This window comes from Belnapia mucosa, assembly GCF_016775475.1.
GTDB classification, from domain to species: domain Bacteria; phylum Pseudomonadota; class Alphaproteobacteria; order Acetobacterales; family Acetobacteraceae; genus Belnapia; species Belnapia mucosa.
Genome location: NZ_JAEUXJ010000005.1, coordinates 252,700 through 268,905, shown reverse-complemented (window position 1 = coordinate 268,905; position 16,206 = coordinate 252,700). Strand labels below are relative to the sequence as shown.

The following is a 16,206-nucleotide window of genomic DNA, read 5'->3' as shown; positions in this document are numbered from 1 at the left end:
GATCCTACCGCATCCGGGCCAGCGCCACGGCCCCGGCGAGCGCGGCGAGGGAGAAGCCGAGCCCGGCGGCGAAGACCGCCAGATGGCTCTCCCCGGTCGCGGCGAAGACCGCGGCCAGGGCGAAGCCGACTAGGGTCTGCATCACCGCGAAGCCCGCGGTGCAGCGGACCCAGAGGCCGGTCGCCGCCGCCCCGGCCAGCTCCCGGCTGACGGTCAGGGTCACGGCGGTCACCCCCACCGCGGCGAAGCCCGCCGCCGCTGCGGCCGGCAGGACCAGCACCGGCCAGGGCGGGAGGGCGAGGGCCAGCGCCAGCGCCTGCACGCCGAGCCAGAGCCGCAGCGCCGGCCGTCCGCCGATCCTGTCCACGACCCGGCCCGAGAACACGCCGCCCAGCACGCCCGAGAGGCCGAACACCAGCCAGATCAGCGCCCCGATGCCGATGCCGAGCCCCCGGCCGCGCGCTGCCAGATCCGCCAGATAAACCATGGGCGGCACCATTCCCGCCCCATGCAGCCCATAGGTCGCCAGCAGCAGCAGGGATCGCGGTGGCGGGTCGCCCGTCAGCCCGACCGGGGCCATGCGCGGCCAGCGCGGATGGGCGAAGGCCCAGAGCAGCGCGACCAGCAGGGCGAGGCCGAGCCAGGTCGCCGACAGCCCGCCTGGCAGCAGCGCCGGCACCGCGACCGCGCCGGTGGCGATGCCGATCCCGACGCCGGCGATGACCACGCCGCCCGCCGCCCCGCGCCGGGTCGGCGCGACGGCTGCCTGGGTCGCCGGCCCGGCCAGCGCCATCAGCAGCCCGCCGGCGATCCCCGCCATGCCGCGCCAGGCCAGCAGCCAGCCGAAGCCGCCATTCCAGGCGCAGGCCGCGAGCGAGAGCACGACCAGACCCATCCCGGCATCGAGCAGCCCCGGCACCCCCAGCCGCCGCGCCACCGGGCGCCCGGCCAGGGTGCCGATCAGGTAGCCGAGCAGCGCTGCCGCCCCGAGCGTGCCGGCCTGCCCGCCATCCACCCAGCCGGCGGTGACCATGGCCGGGAAGAGCGGCACATAGGCGAAGCGCGCCAAGCCGTTGCCGGAGGCGGTGGCGGCGGCGCCGGCGAGGGCAGGACGAAGGAAAGGCTGCACCGGGGCAGCCTAGCCGTTGCGCCGCCGCCCGCCAGCCCCGCCAAGGAAATACGAAACACGATCGTTTAATGCAAAAATAGCATCGCCGGTATCGGGGTTGTCCCCTTGTTGATCGGGGTATCGGTCGTTAAATCACCCATAATCAACGCCGGCAGGACCGTTTTATGAGCACCAAGGCGAAAGCGAGGCCCGCCACCGCCCCCGTGGTCTTCACCGCCAACCGGCTGCGCGATGGCCGCGTGGTCTGGTTCGGCGCCGAGGGCATCTGGCAGGACCGCATCGCCGCGGTCACCCCCTTCGCGCCGGAGGCGGCCGAGACCGGCCTCGCCGAGGCGCAGCAGGCCGAGCGGCAGCAGCAGGTGGTCGGCGTCTATGCGGTGGAGGTCGGCCCCGGCCCCACCCCCTTGAAGTTCCGCGAAAGGCTGCGCGTCTCCGGCCCGAGCGTCGCGGCGGAGGCTGCCTGAGCATGAATGCCCTGACCTATCCGCCCCATGCCCGCACCTATCGCTATGACGAGATCGATCGCGAGTTCCTCCAGGAGCGGATCGCGGAATTCCGCGGCCAGGTGGAACGGCGCCTCAAGGGCGAGCTGACCGAGGACGAGTTCAAACCGCTGCGGCTGATGAACGGCCTCTATCTCCAGCTCCATGCCTATATGCTGCGGATCGCCATTCCCTATGGGCTGCTGAACAGCGCCCAGCTCCGCCAGCTCGGCAGGATCGCGCGCCGCTGGGACCGCGGCTTCGGCCATTTCACCACCCGCCAGAACATCCAGTTCAACTGGACCCGGCTGGAGGATGTGCCGGCGATGCTGGAAGCGCTGGCCGAGGTGGACATGCATGCCATCCAGACCAGTGGCAATTGCATCCGCAACACCACCACCGACGAGTATGCCGGCGCTTCGCCGGATGAGGTGGTGGACCCGCGCGTCTATGCCGAGATCCTGCGGCAATGGTCCACGCTGCATCCGGAATTCACTTGGCTGCCGCGCAAGTTCAAGATCGCCATCACCGGCAGCCCGCATGATCGCGTCGCGGCGCAGGTCCATGATGTCGGCGTGCTGGCCAAGCGCAATGCGCGCGGCGAGGTCGGCTTCGAGGTCTATGCCGGCGGCGGCCTCGGCCGCACGCCGATCATCGCCCGCAAGCTGCGCGATTGGGTGCCGGAGGCCGAGTTCCTCGCCTATATGGAAGCGGTGCTGCGCGTCTATAACGCGCTCGGCCAGCGCGACAACATCTACAAGGCGCGCATCAAGATCCTGGTCCGCGACCTCGGCGCCGAGTTCACGCAGATGGTCGAGCGCGAATATGAGCGCATGCCGCGCGACAAGTACCGGCTCGACCCCGAGATCGTCGCCGCCATCGGGGCGCATTTCGCCCCGCCGCCCTTCGCCGCGCTGCAGGATCAGCCGTTGCCGGAGGACCGGGAATTCCGTGCCTGGGCCGCGGCCAGCATCCGCGCCCATAAGCAGCCAGGCTATGCCTCCGTCACCATCTCGCTGAAGCCGATTGGCGGCATCCCGGGCGATGCCAGCGCCGACCAGATGGAAGCCGTCGCCGACCTCGCCGAGCGGCATTCCTTCGGCGAGATCCGCGTCACCCATGTGCAGAACCTGGTCCTGCCGCATGTTCGGCAGGAAGACCTGTTCACGCTGTGGCAGGGCCTCCGCGCCGCTGGTCTCGCCACGCCGAATATCGGCCTGATCAGCGACATCATCGCCTGCCCGGGCATGGATTACTGCGCGCTGGCGACGGCCCGCAGCATCCCCATCGCCCAGCAGATCAGCGAGCGCTTCGCCGATCTCGACCGGCAGCACGCCATCGGCGAGTGCTTCATCAACATCTCCGGCTGCATCAATGCCTGCGGCCATCACCATGTGGCGCATATCGGCATCCTCGGCGTCGATAAGCGCGGCGAGGAGGTCTACCAGATCACCCTCGGCGGCTCGGCGACCAACGACGCTTCCATCGGCGAGCTGATCGGCCCCGCCTTCTCCTACGACACGATCGTGGATGCGGTCGAAACCCTCATCGCCACCTATGTCGCGCACCGGACCGCGGGCGAGCGCTTCATCGACACCTATCGCCGCCTCGGCGCCGCGCCCTTCAAGGAAGCCCTCTATGCCCCTGCTTGAGGATGGCCGCCTTCGGCCCGATGACTGGACCAGCATCGAGGACGAGGCGCCGCTGCCCGAGGGCCCGGCGATCGTCAGCCTCGCGCGCCTGCGTGCCGAGGCTGACGCTCTCGCCGGCCGCAACGCGCCGCTCGGCGTCGCCCTGTCGCCCGAGACGCAGCCGGAGGAGGTTGCCCCCTTCCTCGACCGGCTGGCCCTGGTGGCGGTCTGCCTGCCGAAATCGAAGGATGGCCGCGCCTTCACCCAGATCAGGGCACTGCGCGAGCATCACGGCTTCACCGGCGAGATCCGCGCCACCGGCCATGTCCTGCCCGACCAGTATGCGATGCTGCTCCGCTGCGGCGTGACCACGGTGGAGGTGCCGGAGAGCACCGATCCCGCCACCTGGACCCGGTCCCGCGACACCATCCGCATCGCCTACCAGGCGGCACAGAGCGCGGACCGCCCGCTCTCCCTGCTCCGCCGCAAGCTGGAACTCGCCTGATGCACCGCCGCAGCCTTCTCGCCCTCGCCGCCGCCAGCCTCGCCCGCCCTGCCTTCGCCCAGACCTGGCCGGCCGAGCGCAGCATCCGCATCATCGTGCCGGTCGCCGCCGGTGGCAGCCAGGACATCGTCGCCCGGCTGCTGGCCCGCCACCTGACCGACGTGCTCGGCCAGACGGTGGTGGTCGAGAACCTGCCCGGCGCCGGCAGCAATATCGGTTATGAGGCGGCATCCCGCGCAAAGCCGGACGGCTATACGCTGCTCGCCGGCTCCGACAGCCTCTCGATCAACCGCACGCTCTTCCCGCATCTCGGATTCGATCCGGTCGATGGCTTCGCCCCGGTGGCGCGCGCCGTCCGGGTGCCGCAGATCCTGGTCGTCCGCGCCGATAGCAGCGCCCAGAGCCTCGAGGATTTCCTCGCCGCCACCCGCCGCGGCCCGGTCGCGGTCGGCACGCCGGGCAATGGCAGCCTCGCCCACCTGCTGGGTGAGCAGATCCAGGTGGCAGCCGAGGTGCGCTGGACCCATGTGCCCTATCGCGGCGGCGCGCTGGCGGTGAACGACCTGCTGGGCGGCAGCCTGCAGGGGGTGATGATCAATATCGGCGCCGTCACCGACCATGTCCGCGCCGGCCGGATGCGCGGCATTTTCGTCTCCTCGGCCGAGCGCACCAAGGGCCTGCCCGAGGTCCCGACCCTGGCCGAGGCCGGCATGACCGGCGCCGAGGCAGTGGGCTGGCACGGCATCGTCGCCCCCCGCGGCACCGATCCCGGCACCATCGCCCGGCTCAACGCCGCCATCGGCCAGGTCCTGGCAAAGCCCGAGGTCGCCGAGCGCCTCGCTGCCCTCGGCCTGGAGCCGGTGAACGAGTCGCCGGAGGCGCTCGGCCGGCTGATCCATGCCGATGCCGATCGCTGGGCCGAGACCATCCGCCGCGCCCGGATCCAGCCGGATTGAGCCCCGGCCGGGCCTGGCGCATCCTGCCGGCATGACTGCCCCGCGCCGTGTCAGCCTGCCGATGTACAACCTGCCGGAGATGCGGCCGGTAAACGCCGCCTTCTGGGTGGCGCTGCGGACCGAGCTCGCCCGGCGTGGCCTCGATGATCTGCCGGAGGCGCCGGACTTCACCCGCGCCCCGGTGCCGGAGCGCATCGAGCCCGACACCCTTGTCACCCAGGTCTGCGGCTACCCCCTGCAGACCATCTATGCCGGCCAGGCCCGCCATCTCGCGGTCCCTGTCTATGCGGCAGAGGGCTGCGAGGGGGCGGACCATGCCGGCGTCTTCGTCGTCCACCGCGACTCCCGTTTCCAGAGCCTCGGCGACCTGCGCGGCAGCCGCTTCGTCTTCAACAGCGTCCATTCGAATTCCGGCATGAACCTGCCGCGCCGGGCCCTGGCCGATCTCGCCGGCGGCCGCCCCTTCCTCGGTTCGGTCGAGGAGACGCATAGCCAGCCGGCCAATCTCGAACGGGTGGCGCGGGGCGAGGCGGAGGCGACCTGCGTCGATTGCGTCACCAATGCCTTCTTCCGCCGCCACCGCCCGGGGCTCGGCGACCTCACCCGCCCGCTGGCCTATACCCCGCCCAGCCCGGCCATCCCCTTCGTCACCGCCGCTGCGACGCCCGAGGCGGAGGTCGCGCTGCTGCGGGAGGCCCTGGCCGCGGTCGGCCGCGCCCCCGAATGGTCCGAGGCGCGGGCCGGGCTGATGATCGCCGATATCCTGCCGCCCGATCCCGCCCGCTATGCCATCCAGCTCGACTACGGGCGGGAGGCGGCCGCGCTCGGCTATCCGGCGCTGGCCTGAGACCCGCCCGATGTCTACTCGCCACGCCCTCCGGGAGGCGACCGCCGCCGCGCATGAGCGGCTGCACGGCCTCGCCCCCTTCCGCGCCCTGGCCGAGGGACGGATCGACGCCCCGGCCTATATCCGGCTGCTGCGCCGCCTGCTCGGCTTCCATGCCGCGATCGAGGCGGCGCTGGAGGCGGCGCCCCCGCTCGGCGCCTATGGCATCGATCTGGCGCAGCGGCGCCGCTCCGGCCTGCTGCGGCAGGATCTGGCCCATTTCGGCGCCGCGGCCGAGGCGCCGGCGGCTCCGGTCCCGGATCTCGGCACCGCCGCCCGGGCGCTCGGCGCTCTCTATGTGACGGAGGGCTCGACCCTTGGCGGCCGGCAGCTGGCCCGCAGCCTCGATCATCTGCTGCCCGCCGGCGGCAGCGCCGGCCGGGCCTTCCTGCTCGGCCATGGGGCAGCGCATGGGGCGATGTGGGCGGCCTGCTGCGCCGCGATCGAGGCCGGTGGGGCGGAGCCGGGCGGCCTCGGCGGCATGGTGGCCGGGGCCAAAGGCACCTTCGCCGCCTTCGAGGCTTGGTTCGGCACGCCAGAGTGCTAGCGTCGCGGCCACGGCCCGGCTACAGAACCGCCATGCCGCGCCCCGCCCTCCCGCTCGCCCTGCTCCTCGCCACCCTGCTGGTCGTGCCGGCGCAGGCGCAGCTACCGCCGCAATCCCAGGCCGCGGCACAGGCCAACCGCATCGTCGCCGTGGTGAACGGGGAGGTGGTCAGCCGCGCCGATATCGTCGGCCGCGCCCGGCTCTTCGCCCTCAATGCCGGCATCGCGGTGGCGCCGGAGGTGCTGGACCGCCTGACCCCGCAGGTGACGCGCCTGCTGATCGATGAGCGCCTGCGCCTGCAGGAGGTGCAGCGCCGCCGCCTGCCGGTCACCGATGCCGAAGTGGCCGATGCGGTGCGGGAGCTGGAGCAGCGGAACAACCTCCCCGCCGGCGCGCTGCGGGCCCAGCTCAACCAGATCGGCATCCAGCCGCGCGTCCTCTATGACCAGATCCGCACCCAGATCGGCTGGTCGCGGCTGCTGCGCCAGCAGCTCGGCCCCAGCGCCCTGCCTTCGGATGCGGAAGTGAAGGAGACGATCCGCAATGCCCAGCAGCGGGTCGGCCAGACGGAATTCCTGGTCTCCGAGATCTTCGTCCCGCTGGACGACCCGCGGAACGAGGCTGATACCCGCCGCTTCGTCGATGAGGTGATCCGTCAGCTCCGCGCCGGCACGCCCTTCCCGGTGGCAGCGACCCAGTTCAGCCAGGCCCAGACCGCCCTCCAGGGCGGCGATCTCGGCTGGGTGCGGAAGGAAGAGGTGGACCCGGCCGTCGCCGAGATCCTGGATCGAATGCCGCCCGGCGCCATCAGCAACGCCATCAAGGTTCCGGGCGGCTTCCAGATCGTCGCGCTGCGCCAGAAGCGTGAGAGCGGCCGCGACATCGCCACCCTGCTCAGCGTTCGCCAGGCCTATTTCCCCTTCTCCAGCGCGCTCGACCCGAACAACCCGACGCAGCAGCAACGCGACCAAGTGGACAAGGCCCAGCGCCTGGCGACCAGCGCCCGAAGCTGCGAGGCGATGGAGGCCGCGGCCCGCAGCGGCGGCAACAACCAATCCGCCGATCCCGGCACGATCCGGCTGGAGACGGTGACGCCGCCGCCGCTCCGCGCCATGCTCGCCAGCCTTTCCCCCGGCAAGGCCTCCCAGCCGATCATCACCCAGGACGGCGTGCTGGTGATGATGGTCTGCACGAGGGAGCAGAAGAACCTGGCCGAGCTGACGCCGGAACAGGCGCAGCAGCAGCTCCTGCGCGACCGGGTGGAGCTGCTCTCCCGCCAGCTCCAGCGCGACCTGCGCCGGCGCGCCGTGATCGAGATGCGGAGCTGACGGCGCTTCCCTCCCTCCGGGAGACCATCGCCCGCCACGGGCTGGATGCGCGGAAGTCGCTCGGCCAGCATTTCCTGCTGGATGAGGGGCTGTGCCGCCGCATCGCCGGGCTGGCCGGGGACCTGACGGGCCGGCATGTGCTGGAAGTGGGCCCCGGCCCCGGCGGGCTGACCCGCGCCCTGCTCGCCGGCCCGGCCGAGACGGTCACGGCCGTCGAGCTCGACCGCCGCGCGGTCGCGGCGCTGGCCGAGCTGGAAGCGGCCTTTCCTGGCCGGCTGCGGGTGATCGAGGCCGATGCGCTGACGGTCGATGTCGGCAGACTGCTGCCGGCGCCGCGCGTCGTCATCGCCAACCTGCCCTATAACGTGGCGACGCCGCTGCTGGTCGGCTGGCTGCGCCGCGCCGCCGATCTCGCCGGCATGGCGCTGATGTTCCAGCAGGAAGTCGCCGAGCGCATCTGTGCCGCCCCGGATACCGAGGCCTATGGCCGGCTCGGCGTGCTGGCCCAGTGGCGCTGCCGCTGCGAGATGCTGCTGCGCCTGCCGCCCGGCGCCTTCAGCCCCCCGCCCAAGATCTGGTCCGCCGTGGTCGGCTTCACGCCGCATCCCGAGGATCCGGGCGAGGCGCTGTTCCGCGCCATGGAACGCCTGACCGCCGCCGCCTTCGGCCAGCGCCGCAAGATGCTGCGCGGGGCGCTGAAATCGCTCGGCGATGCCGAAGGACTGCTGGCCGCCGGCGGCATCGCCGGGGACCGGCGGGCGGAGACGCTGAGCATCGCCGAATTCGACCGGCTGGCGCGGGCGCTGCTGTCGCGAGGTTGACCTGGGCCGTATCCCGACAGCGTGAATTCGCCTAGTTTCACGCTCGATCTGACCGGGACGATTCATGATGCCGATCCTCAGGCGCAGCGTGGCGATGGCCGCCCTGCTGCTCATCGCCGTTGCGCCGGCCCTTGCGCAGGAGGGTGGGCGAATCCAGGTCGCCTCGGGCGTGCAATACGAGTTCCTCGAGCGCTGGGACACCGACCGGCTGAACCGGATCCTGACGGTCTCGACGCCCGAATTTGCCGGCATCCCGGTGACCTACAGCGCGGCCCGCAATGCGGTGCGCCTTTATCGCGTCACCTATGCCTCGGTCATCCCGGAGCGCGGCAACCGGCCGACCACCGCCACCGGCCTGCTCGCCGTCCCGGACACCGCCGAGACGGGCTTCCCGATGGTCTCCTACCAGCATGGGACGGTCTATGGCCGGCAGGAGGTGCCCTCCTTCGCCGCGCAATCGCCCGAGACCCAGCTGATGATCGCGCAATTCGCCGGGCAGGGCTCCATCCTGATCGGCGCCGATTATTTCGGCCTCGGCCTCTCCGAGGAGCCGGAAGGCTATATGGTCAAGGCCAGCCACCAGCAGGTCACCTATGACATGCTGATGGCCAGCCGCGCCGTGCTCGCGCATCTGAAGCTGACCAGCACGAAGCTTTTCCTGGCCGGCTGGTCGCAGGGCGGCTTCGTGACCATGGCCTTCCTCCAGAAGCTGGAAAGCGCCGGCGTCGCGGTGCAGGCCGCCGCCACGGCGAGCGCACCGGTCGATGTCTTCGTCGCGCTGAACGGCTTCCTCAGCTTCCCCCGGCCGAACGATGCGGCCTGGGTGAACTCGCTCTTCATCCTCTCGGCCTTCGCCTTCGAGAATTACTACGGCGTGCCGGGCCTCGCGCGCTCGCTCATCAATGACGAGTATTACGACCTCGCGCGCCGGGCCTATGAGCGGCAGCCCTTCAATGCGGCCGAGGTGCCGACCGATCTGCGCAAGCTGCTCCGCGCCGAGTATTTCGATCCGCAATTCTTCGCGGCCTCGGCCTATGGCCGGCTGGTGGCGCAGACCGAGGCCTATCGCTGGCTCATCCGCACGCCGGTGCGCAACTACTATGGCGAGAGCGACGAGGCGATCACCACCGGGCTCGGCCAGCTGGCGATGACCTATCAGCGGGCCATCGGCGCCGGCAATCCGCGAGTCGAGGCGGTCTCGACCGGCGCCACCTCCCATCGCGGCACCTTCGCCCGCGCGGTGGTCGAGTGGAAAACGTGGTTCGACGCGCCCTGAGGCGCGGGTTCTACCCGATCCCGAACCAGGCCAGCAGCGCCGCCAGGGTGGCGACGGAGATCAGCGTGCTCGCCAGCACCGTCGCCCCCGAGCGCGCCGCGCCGATCTGGTAGCGCTCCGCCAGCAGGAAGGCATTGGCCCCGGTCGGCAGCGCCGCCGTCACCACCGCGACGGCGGTCTCCAGCCGCGAGAGGTCCATCGCCAGCGCCACCAGCCAGACCAGGGCCGGCATGGCGAGCAGCTTCAGCACCACCGCCACCACCGTCTCCCGCCAGGCGGTGGCGATGTCGAAGCGGGCGAGGCTGCCGCCGAGGCAGAACAGCGCCACCGGCGGCGCCGCGCCGCCGAGCAGCGAGAGCGTCTGCCGCACCACGCCGGGCGGCGGCGGGAGGCCGACCAGCCGCCAGATCATCGCCGCCAGCACCGCCATGACGATCGGGTTCCGCCCGACGCCCAGCACCGTCGCCCGCAGCACCCGCCGCCAGGGCGCCCGCGCATGCAGCCCGATCTCGGCGACGACCGTCGCGGTGCCCAGCAGCAGCATGGAATGCAGCGCCAGGATCGCCAGCAGCATCGCCAGCGCGCCCTGGCCGAAGGCCGCGAGGATGAGCGGGATGCCCATCATCACCGTATTGCCGAAGGTGGCATCGAGCGCGAGCATCCCGGCCGGCCCGAGCGGCATCCTCCGCCGCGCCAGCACCAGCGCCGCCGCATAGAGCACCGCCGTGCCGAGGAAGAAGGCGAGCGCCGCCCGCCCACCGCCGCTCGCCCCGTTCGTCCCGCCGAGGAAAAGCAGCGAGGGTGCGCAGAAGGTGAAGACGAAGCGGTTCAGCGCACCGAAGCCGGACTCGTCCAGGAAGCGCCGCCGCGCCATCGCCCAGCCGAGGCCGATGATGAGGAAGACCGGCCCGACGACCTCGAGGACCGCCCCCATCCTACCCGCCGAGCAGCCCGGCGACGAAACCCGGCAGCCAGGGCAGGCGGCTGCGGCGCGTGCGCGCGGCATGCAGGATGGCGCGCGCAGCCGCCACCGTCGCGGCGAAGTCGTCATTCACCAGCACATGGTCGAACTCGTCCCAGTGCCGCATTTCCTCGCGCGAGGCGGCCATGCGGCGGGCGATCTCCTCCTCCGGGTCCTGGCCGCGGCCGCGCAGGCGGCGCTCCAGCTCGGCGAGGCTCGGGGGGAGGAGGAAGATGCCGACCACATCCTCCGGCATCGAGGCCTTCAGCTGCCGATGGCCCTGCCATTCGATGTCGAACAGCACGTCCCGGCCCACCGCCAGTGCCGCCTCCACCGGCGCGCGCGGCGTGCCATAGGACCGGCCGAGGAAGCTGGCATGTTCCAGGAATTCCCCGGCCCCGACGCCGGTGGCGAATTGCTCCGCGCTGCGGAAGTAGTAGTGGACCCCCTCCTGCTCCCCCGGCCGCGGCGCGCGCGTGGTGGCGCTGACCGAAAGCGTCAGCTCCGGCTCCAGCTCCAGCAGGGCGCGGGAGATGCTGGTTTTGCCGCCCCCGGGCGCGGCGGCAAGGACGAGGCAGCAGCCTTTACGGGTCATTCGACATTCGCCGCCTGTTCCTTGAGCCGCTCGATCGCCGCCTTCAGGTCGAGGCCCGTCCGGGTCAGCGCGACCGAGGCGGATTTGGAGCAGAGGGTGTTCGCCTCCCGGACGAATTCCTGGGTGAGGAAGTCGAGCTTGCGGCCGACCCCGTCGCCCGTGCGCAGCAGGGCCCTCGCCGCCCCGATATGCGCCGAGAGCCGGTCCAGCTCCTCGCGCACATCGGATTTCTGGGCGAGCAACGCCACTTCCTGGGCCAGCCGCTCCTCCGGCACCCGCGCCGTCCCGGCCTCGCCGAGCAGGGCCGCGAGCTGCTCCAGCATGCGGCGGCGCTGCGCCTCGGGCTGGTCGGCGGCCTCGGCGGTGGCGGTGGCGTGGAGGGCGGCGATCTCATCGAGCAGGCCCGTGAGGATTTCTCCGAGTTTCCCGCCTTCGGCCCGGCGGGAATCCGCCAGCCCATCGAGGGCGCGGCCGAAGGCCTCGGCCAGGGCGGCGCGGCGGGCTTCCTCCTGCGCCTCGTCGGGCTCGGGCTGCTCGGTCCGCAATATGCCGGGCAGGGCCAGCAGCGTCTCGGCCCGCGGCGGGGCGGCGCCCTCGATCCGCGCCGCGAGGTCCTGGGCCAGGCGCAGCACCTGGTCGAGCGCGGCGGCATCGACGACCTGGCGTGGCCGCTCCTCCCGCTTCAGGGTCAGGGTGGCGGAGAGGTTGCCACGCTTCAGGCGCCGCGCCGCCGCCTCCCGCAATGCCGGCTCCAGCGCGTCCAGCCCGTTCGGCAGCCTGAGGCGAAGGTCGAGCCCCCGCCCGTTCACGCTGCGGATCTCCCAGGCATAGGCGGTTCCATCGGCCAGCGCGCCGCTCTCGCGCGCGAAGCCGGTCATGCTCATAAGGGTGCCCATCGCCGCGCCTTGTCCCGCGCGGCGCGGCGGGATGCAAGCGATGGCGGCGTGGCGGCATGTGCTGGTGACGGGGGCTTCCTCAGGCCTTGGGCGGGCGCTGGCGCTCGCCTGTGCGGGGCCGGGGGCGGTGCTGCATCTCTCCGGCCGCGATGCGGCGCGGTTGGAGGCGGTGGCCGAGGCCTGCCGCGCCGCCGGGGCCGAGGCGCATCCCCGGGTGTTCGACGTGCGCGATGCGGCCGGCATGGCCGGCTGGATCGGCGGGGCCGGGCGGCTCGACCTGATCATCGCCAATGCCGGCATCTCGGCCGGGACCGGCGGGGCGGTGGAGCCGGCCTCCGTCGCCCGCGGCGTCTTCGAGACCAATGTCACCGGCGTGCTGAACACCGTCCTCCCGGCGTTGGAGGCGATGGCCGGGCAGGCGCCGGGGCCGGACGGGCTGCGCGGCCGGGTCGCCGTCATCGCCTCGCTGGCCGCCTTCGTCGCCGCCCCGGGCGCGCCGGCCTATTGCGCCAGCAAGGCGGCGGTGCAGCGCTGGGCGGAGGCGCTGGATGCCAGCGAGAGGCGGCGCGGCATCCGCCTCCACGCCGTCTGCCCCGGCTATGTCCGCACGCCGATGACCGACCGCAACGCCTTCCCCATGCCCTTCCTGATGCCGCCGGAGGAGGCGGCGCGGCGGACGCTGACCGGCATCGCCGCCGGCCGCACCCGGATCGCCTATCCCCTGCCGCTCTATCTCGGGGCGCGGCTGGCGGGCGCCCTGCCGCCCGGGCTGCGGGCGGCGGTGTTCAACCGGTTTCCCGCGAAGGGGCAGGGCTAGCGACCCGGCGCCGGGCCCGCCGCGCCAGCAGGTTCAGCCCCTCCACCCCCGCGGCGAAGGCCATAGCAACATAGACGAAGCCCTTCGGCACATGCGCGCCGAAGCCTTCCGCCACCAGCACCATTCCGATCATCACCAGGAAGGCCAGGGCCAGCATCACCACCGTCGGGTTGCGCTCCATGAAGCGGGAGAGCGCATCCATCGAGAACAGCATGGCGATGACCGAGACGACAATCGCCACCGCGATCACCCAGAATTCCCTGGTCAGCGCCACGGCGGCCAGGATGCTGTCCACCGAGAAGACCATGTCGAGCAGCAGGATCTGGACGACGGTCGGCCAGAAGCTGGCGACCCGCGCATCCGCCTGATGCGCCGCCTCCTGGCTGTCGGGATCGACCCGGTGATGGATCTCGATCACCGCCTTGCCGATCAGGAACAGGCCGCCAGCCAGCAGGATCAGGTCCTTGCCGGAGAAATCCATCCCAGCCACGGCAAAAAGCGGCCGGGTGAGCGAGAGCAGCCAGGAGGCGCCGGCCAGCATCCCGAATCGCATCAGGACCGCCAGGCCGAGGCCGATTCGCCGCGCCGAAACCCGGCGCTCCGGCGCCAGCCGGTTCGACAGGATGGCAATGAAGACCAGATTGTCGATGCCGAGCACCACCTCCATGGCGATGAGCGCCAGCAAGGCGACGATGAGCTCGCTTTCCATTGTGTGGTCTCTCCCGGGCTTGGATCAGCCTTTGGCCGCCCCACTTCGAAAGCTCAACCCAATTTCGGTGGAGAACCCATTTCGTGGGCATGGCTGGCCAGCTGGCGCTCGGCATCCGCCTGGCGCGACGGGAGCTGCGCGGCGGCCTCCGGTCCCTCCGCATCGTCCTGGCCTGCCTCGCGCTCGGGGTCGCGGCCATCGCCGCGGTCGGGACGCTACGCGCGGCCATCCAGGCCGGGCTGCTGGCCGATGGCGCGCGCATCCTGGGCGGCGATATCGAGATCCGCGCCGGCGCCCGGCCGGTGCCCCCGGTGCTGCGGGACTGGGCAGCGGCCCGCGGCGCCCAGGTCTCCGCCATCACCACCATGCGGGCCATGCTGGTGGCCCCAAGCGGCGAGCGGATGCTGGTCGAGCTGAAATCGGTCGATGACGCCTATCCGCTGATCGGCCGGCTCGGGCTGGACCCGCCCGTCCCGCTGGAGGCCGGGATGGTCGCGCTCGACCCGCTGGTGGCGGAACGGCTCGGCCTCCACCCTGGCGACGAGGTGCGGCTGGGCGAGGCCCGGCTGCGCTTCGCCGCGACCGTCGCTGCCGAGCCGGACAAGGTGGCGACCCCGGCGCTGTTCGGCCCGCGCGCCATGATCGCCGCGGCGAGCCTGCCGGAGACCGCGCTGGTCCAGCCCGGCAGCCTGTTGCAGAACGATCTGCGCATCCGGCTGCCGCCCGGCCTCGCCCCGCATCCGGTCGCCGAGGTACTGCGCCGGGACTTCGCCGCCGAGGGCTTCCGCATCCGCACCGCCGATGCGGCGGAGCCGGGGCTGGCCCGCTTCCTCGACCGTGCTGCCTCCTTCCTGACGCTGGCCGGGCTGACCGCGCTGCTGGTCGGGGGCATCGGCGTCGCCACCGGGGTGCGCGGCTGGCTGGAGGCGCGGGCCCGCTCCATCGCCATCTTCCGCTGCCTCGGCGCGCCGGCCTCGCTGATCTTCCTCACCTATCTGGTGCAGGTGCTGGCGCTGGCGGCGGCCGGCATCGCGCTCGGCCTGCTGGCCGGCTATGGGCTGACCTGGGCGGCGGCGCAGGCGCTCTCGGGCGCGCTGCCGGTGCCGCCGCGGATCGCCGCCTATCCGGCGCCGCTGGCGCTGGCCGCGCTCTATGGGCTGCTGACGGCGCTGGCCTTCGCCCTCTGGCCACTCGGCCGGGCGGCACGGATCTCGGGCGCGGCGCTGTTCCGGGATGCGGTGAAGCCTGCCGCCGGGCGTCCGGCCTGGCCGGTGCTGGCGCTGAACGCGCTGGCGGCCGCCGCGCTGGTCGGGCTGGTGGTGGCGACTGCGGGCGACCGGCTGTTCGCCGCCGGCTTCTGCGCCGCGGCCGTGGCGGCGCTGCTGCTGTTCCGCGGCGGCGCCTGGGCGCTGGCGGCGCTGGCCCGGCGCCTCTCGCATCTGCGGCGCCCGGCGCTGCGGCTCGGTCTCGCCAACCTGCATCGGCCGGGGGCGCCGACCGCGCTGCTGGTCGTCTCGCTCGGCATCGGCCTGACGACGCTGGCCGCCATCGCCCAGATCGAGGGCAATCTCCGCCTGCAGCTGGCCGGCGAGATGCCGGCGCATGCCCCGAATTTCTTCTTCATCGACATCCAGTCCGACCAGGCCGCGCGCTTCGATGCGCTGGCCACCGGCCTGCCGGGGGTGGAGGAGGTGAAGCGCGTGCCGAGCCTCCGCGCCCGCGTGGTCGCGGTGAAGGGCGTGCCGGCCGAGCAGTGGCAGACCACGCCCGAGACCGCCTGGGCGCTGCGCGGCGATCGCGGCCTGACCTATGCGCCGACCCCGCCCGAGGGCACGCAGGTCGTGGCCGGCGCGTGGTGGGCGGCCGACTACCGCGGCAAGCCGCTGGTCTCCTTCGAGGCGGGCATCGCCAAGGGCTGGGGGGTCGGCATCGGCGATGTCATCACGGTCAATGTCCTCGGCCGCAATATCGACCTGACCATCGCCAATCTGCGGCAGGTGGACTGGCGGGGCCTGGGGATGAATTTCGCCATGGTCGCCTCGCCCGGCCTGCTGGAGGCGGCGCCGCATACGCATATCGCCACCCTCCGCGGCGACCCGGCCCAGGATGCCGCGGTGCTGCGCCGGCTGACCGATGCCTTTCCCAACATCACCGGCATCCGGGTGCGCGATGCGCTGGAGGCGGTCTCGACCCTGCTAGGCCGGATCGGCACCGCGCTTTCGGCGGTAGGGGGCGTGACGCTGCTGGCGGGCGGGCTGGTGCTGGCCGGGGCGGTGGCGGCCGGGCAGCGGCAGCGGGTCCGCGATGCGGTGGTGCTGAAGACCATCGGCGCGACGCGGGCCCAGATCCGCGCCGCCTGGCTGGTGGAATACGGGCTGGTCGGGTTGGTGGCGGGCGGCCTCGCCGCGCTGGCCGGCAGCGCCGCCTCCTGGGCGGTGGTGGTGCTGGTGATGCAGGCGCGCTGGGTGCTGTTGCCGGGGACACTGGCCGCGACCGTGCTGGGCTGCGCCCTGCTGACCCTGCTCTGCGGCCAGATCGGCACCGCGCTGGCGCTGCGGGTGCGGCCCGGCCCGCTGCTGCGAAACGAATAGGGCCGCAATCACACTTCTTCACGTGAATGGCGGCAGATTATGACCATATAATCCCCATCGGTCCGCTCCCCGTGCG

16 protein-coding genes are annotated in these 16,206 nt (G+C 72.2%); 11 read left to right on the top strand and 5 right to left on the bottom strand.

What is annotated here, in order from left to right; genetic code table 11:
• Window positions 1-4 precede the first annotated feature (4 nt).
• Window positions 5-1,129, bottom strand: a complete 1,125-nt coding sequence (locus JMJ55_RS14760) for a YbfB/YjiJ family MFS transporter (protein ID WP_202826321.1) — start codon at window positions 1,127-1,129, stop codon at window positions 5-7.
• Window positions 1,130-1,293: 164 nt separating this feature from the next.
• On the opposite strand from JMJ55_RS14760, the gene JMJ55_RS14755 reads away from it, so the two are divergent.
• The 9 genes from JMJ55_RS14755 to JMJ55_RS14715 all read left to right on the top strand — a co-directional run bounded on the left by JMJ55_RS14755 (window position 1,294) and on the right by JMJ55_RS14715 (window position 9,561).
• Entirely contained in the window at window positions 1,294-1,593 is a 300-nt protein-coding gene (locus JMJ55_RS14755) for a DUF2849 domain-containing protein (RefSeq protein ID WP_202826320.1), read from the top strand.
• 2 nt (window positions 1,594-1,595) lie between these two features.
• Complete coding sequence (locus JMJ55_RS14750) at window positions 1,596-3,263, top strand: nitrite/sulfite reductase (protein WP_202826319.1); 1,668 nt, start codon at window positions 1,596-1,598, stop codon at window positions 3,261-3,263.
• Window positions 3,250-3,747 carry a DUF934 domain-containing protein gene (locus JMJ55_RS14745; protein WP_202826318.1) on the top strand — a complete coding sequence of 166 codons (498 nt, stop codon included), beginning with the start codon at window positions 3,250-3,252 and terminating at the stop codon, window positions 3,745-3,747. The genes JMJ55_RS14750 and JMJ55_RS14745 overlap by 14 nt, the downstream gene beginning before the upstream one ends.
• Entirely contained in the window at window positions 3,747-4,703 is a 957-nt protein-coding gene (locus JMJ55_RS14740; RefSeq protein ID WP_202826317.1) for a Bug family tripartite tricarboxylate transporter substrate binding protein, read from the top strand. The genes JMJ55_RS14745 and JMJ55_RS14740 overlap by 1 nt, the downstream gene beginning before the upstream one ends.
• 31 nt (window positions 4,704-4,734) lie before the next feature.
• Window positions 4,735-5,550 (top strand): phosphate/phosphite/phosphonate ABC transporter substrate-binding protein, encoded by an 816-nt coding sequence (locus JMJ55_RS14735; protein WP_202826316.1) that lies wholly within the window; start codon window positions 4,735-4,737, stop codon window positions 5,548-5,550.
• 10 nt (window positions 5,551-5,560) lie between these two features.
• Window positions 5,561-6,136: a biliverdin-producing heme oxygenase gene (locus tag JMJ55_RS14730; protein ID WP_202826315.1), complete on the top strand. Its 576-nt coding sequence runs from the start codon at window positions 5,561-5,563 to the stop codon at window positions 6,134-6,136.
• A 32-nt stretch (window positions 6,137-6,168) separates the two neighbouring features.
• Window positions 6,169-7,464 carry a peptidylprolyl isomerase gene (locus JMJ55_RS14725; protein ID WP_202826314.1) on the top strand — a complete coding sequence of 432 codons (1,296 nt, stop codon included), beginning with the start codon at window positions 6,169-6,171 and terminating at the stop codon, window positions 7,462-7,464.
• Window positions 7,461-8,285 carry a 16S rRNA (adenine(1518)-N(6)/adenine(1519)-N(6))-dimethyltransferase RsmA gene (gene rsmA, locus JMJ55_RS14720; RefSeq protein WP_202826448.1) on the top strand — a complete coding sequence of 275 codons (825 nt, stop codon included), beginning with the start codon at window positions 7,461-7,463 and terminating at the stop codon, window positions 8,283-8,285. Before JMJ55_RS14725 ends, rsmA begins: the two co-directional genes overlap by 4 nt.
• 64 nt (window positions 8,286-8,349) lie before the next feature.
• Complete coding sequence (locus tag JMJ55_RS14715) at window positions 8,350-9,561, top strand: alpha/beta hydrolase family protein (protein WP_202826313.1); 1,212 nt, start codon at window positions 8,350-8,352, stop codon at window positions 9,559-9,561.
• Window positions 9,562-9,571: 10 nt separating this feature from the next.
• On the opposite strand, the gene JMJ55_RS14710 is transcribed toward JMJ55_RS14715, so the two are convergent.
• The 3 genes from JMJ55_RS14710 to JMJ55_RS14700 are packed head-to-tail and all read right to left on the bottom strand — an operon-like array spanning window position 9,572 to window position 12,013.
• Window positions 9,572-10,495: an AEC family transporter gene (locus JMJ55_RS14710; protein WP_202826312.1), complete on the bottom strand. Its 924-nt coding sequence runs from the start codon at window positions 10,493-10,495 to the stop codon at window positions 9,572-9,574.
• Between the two features lies 1 nt (window position 10,496).
• The gene (gene gmk / locus JMJ55_RS14705; protein ID WP_202826311.1) at window positions 10,497-11,117 is read right to left on the bottom strand and encodes a guanylate kinase; all 621 of its coding nucleotides are present in this window, start codon (window positions 11,115-11,117) and stop codon (window positions 10,497-10,499) included.
• A complete protein-coding gene (locus JMJ55_RS14700; protein WP_236033714.1) occupies window positions 11,114-12,013 on the bottom strand; it encodes a YicC/YloC family endoribonuclease in 900 nt (299 codons plus the stop codon). Before JMJ55_RS14700 ends, gmk begins: the two co-directional genes overlap by 4 nt.
• Window positions 12,014-12,044: 31 nt before the next feature.
• Here JMJ55_RS14700 and JMJ55_RS14695 point away from each other — a divergent pair, with 31 nt between their 5' ends.
• A complete protein-coding gene (locus JMJ55_RS14695) occupies window positions 12,045-12,830 on the top strand; it encodes an SDR family NAD(P)-dependent oxidoreductase (protein ID WP_202826310.1) in 786 nt (261 codons plus the stop codon).
• Here JMJ55_RS14695 and JMJ55_RS14690 read toward each other — a convergent pair.
• Entirely contained in the window at window positions 12,799-13,539 is a 741-nt protein-coding gene (locus JMJ55_RS14690; protein WP_202826309.1) for a TerC family protein, read from the bottom strand. The genes JMJ55_RS14695 and JMJ55_RS14690 overlap by 32 nt on opposite strands.
• An 89-nt stretch (window positions 13,540-13,628) precedes the next feature.
• On the opposite strand from JMJ55_RS14690, the gene JMJ55_RS14685 reads away from it, so the two are divergent.
• Window positions 13,629-16,130: an ABC transporter permease gene (locus JMJ55_RS14685; protein ID WP_202826308.1), complete on the top strand. Its 2,502-nt coding sequence runs from the start codon at window positions 13,629-13,631 to the stop codon at window positions 16,128-16,130.
• The last annotated feature ends 76 nt before the right edge of the window (window positions 16,131-16,206 follow it).

Coding starts and splice junctions, on each gene's coding strand:
- JMJ55_RS14730 (WP_202826315.1), top strand. CDS start 5,561: ATGTCTACTCGCCACGCCCTCCGGGAGGCGACCGCCGCCGCGCATGAG.
- JMJ55_RS14740 (WP_202826317.1), top strand. CDS start 3,747: ATGCACCGCCGCAGCCTTCTCGCCCTCGCCGCCGCCAGCCTCGCCCGC.
- gmk (WP_202826311.1), bottom strand. CDS start 11,117: ATGACCCGTAAAGGCTGCTGCCTCGTCCTTGCCGCCGCGCCCGGGGGC.
- JMJ55_RS14710 (WP_202826312.1), bottom strand. CDS start 10,495: ATGGGGGCGGTCCTCGAGGTCGTCGGGCCGGTCTTCCTCATCATCGGC.
- JMJ55_RS14725 (WP_202826314.1), top strand. CDS start 6,169: ATGCCGCGCCCCGCCCTCCCGCTCGCCCTGCTCCTCGCCACCCTGCTG.
- JMJ55_RS14685 (WP_202826308.1), top strand. CDS start 13,629: ATGGCTGGCCAGCTGGCGCTCGGCATCCGCCTGGCGCGACGGGAGCTG.
- JMJ55_RS14755 (WP_202826320.1), top strand. CDS start 1,294: ATGAGCACCAAGGCGAAAGCGAGGCCCGCCACCGCCCCCGTGGTCTTC.
- JMJ55_RS14745 (WP_202826318.1), top strand. CDS start 3,250: ATGCCCCTGCTTGAGGATGGCCGCCTTCGGCCCGATGACTGGACCAGC.
- JMJ55_RS14750 (WP_202826319.1), top strand. CDS start 1,596: ATGAATGCCCTGACCTATCCGCCCCATGCCCGCACCTATCGCTATGAC.
- JMJ55_RS14700 (WP_236033714.1), bottom strand. CDS start 12,013: ATGGGCACCCTTATGAGCATGACCGGCTTCGCGCGCGAGAGCGGCGCG.
- JMJ55_RS14735 (WP_202826316.1), top strand. CDS start 4,735: ATGACTGCCCCGCGCCGTGTCAGCCTGCCGATGTACAACCTGCCGGAG.
- JMJ55_RS14690 (WP_202826309.1), bottom strand. CDS start 13,539: ATGGAAAGCGAGCTCATCGTCGCCTTGCTGGCGCTCATCGCCATGGAG.
- JMJ55_RS14715 (WP_202826313.1), top strand. CDS start 8,350: ATGATGCCGATCCTCAGGCGCAGCGTGGCGATGGCCGCCCTGCTGCTC.
- JMJ55_RS14695 (WP_202826310.1), top strand. CDS start 12,045: ATGCAAGCGATGGCGGCGTGGCGGCATGTGCTGGTGACGGGGGCTTCC.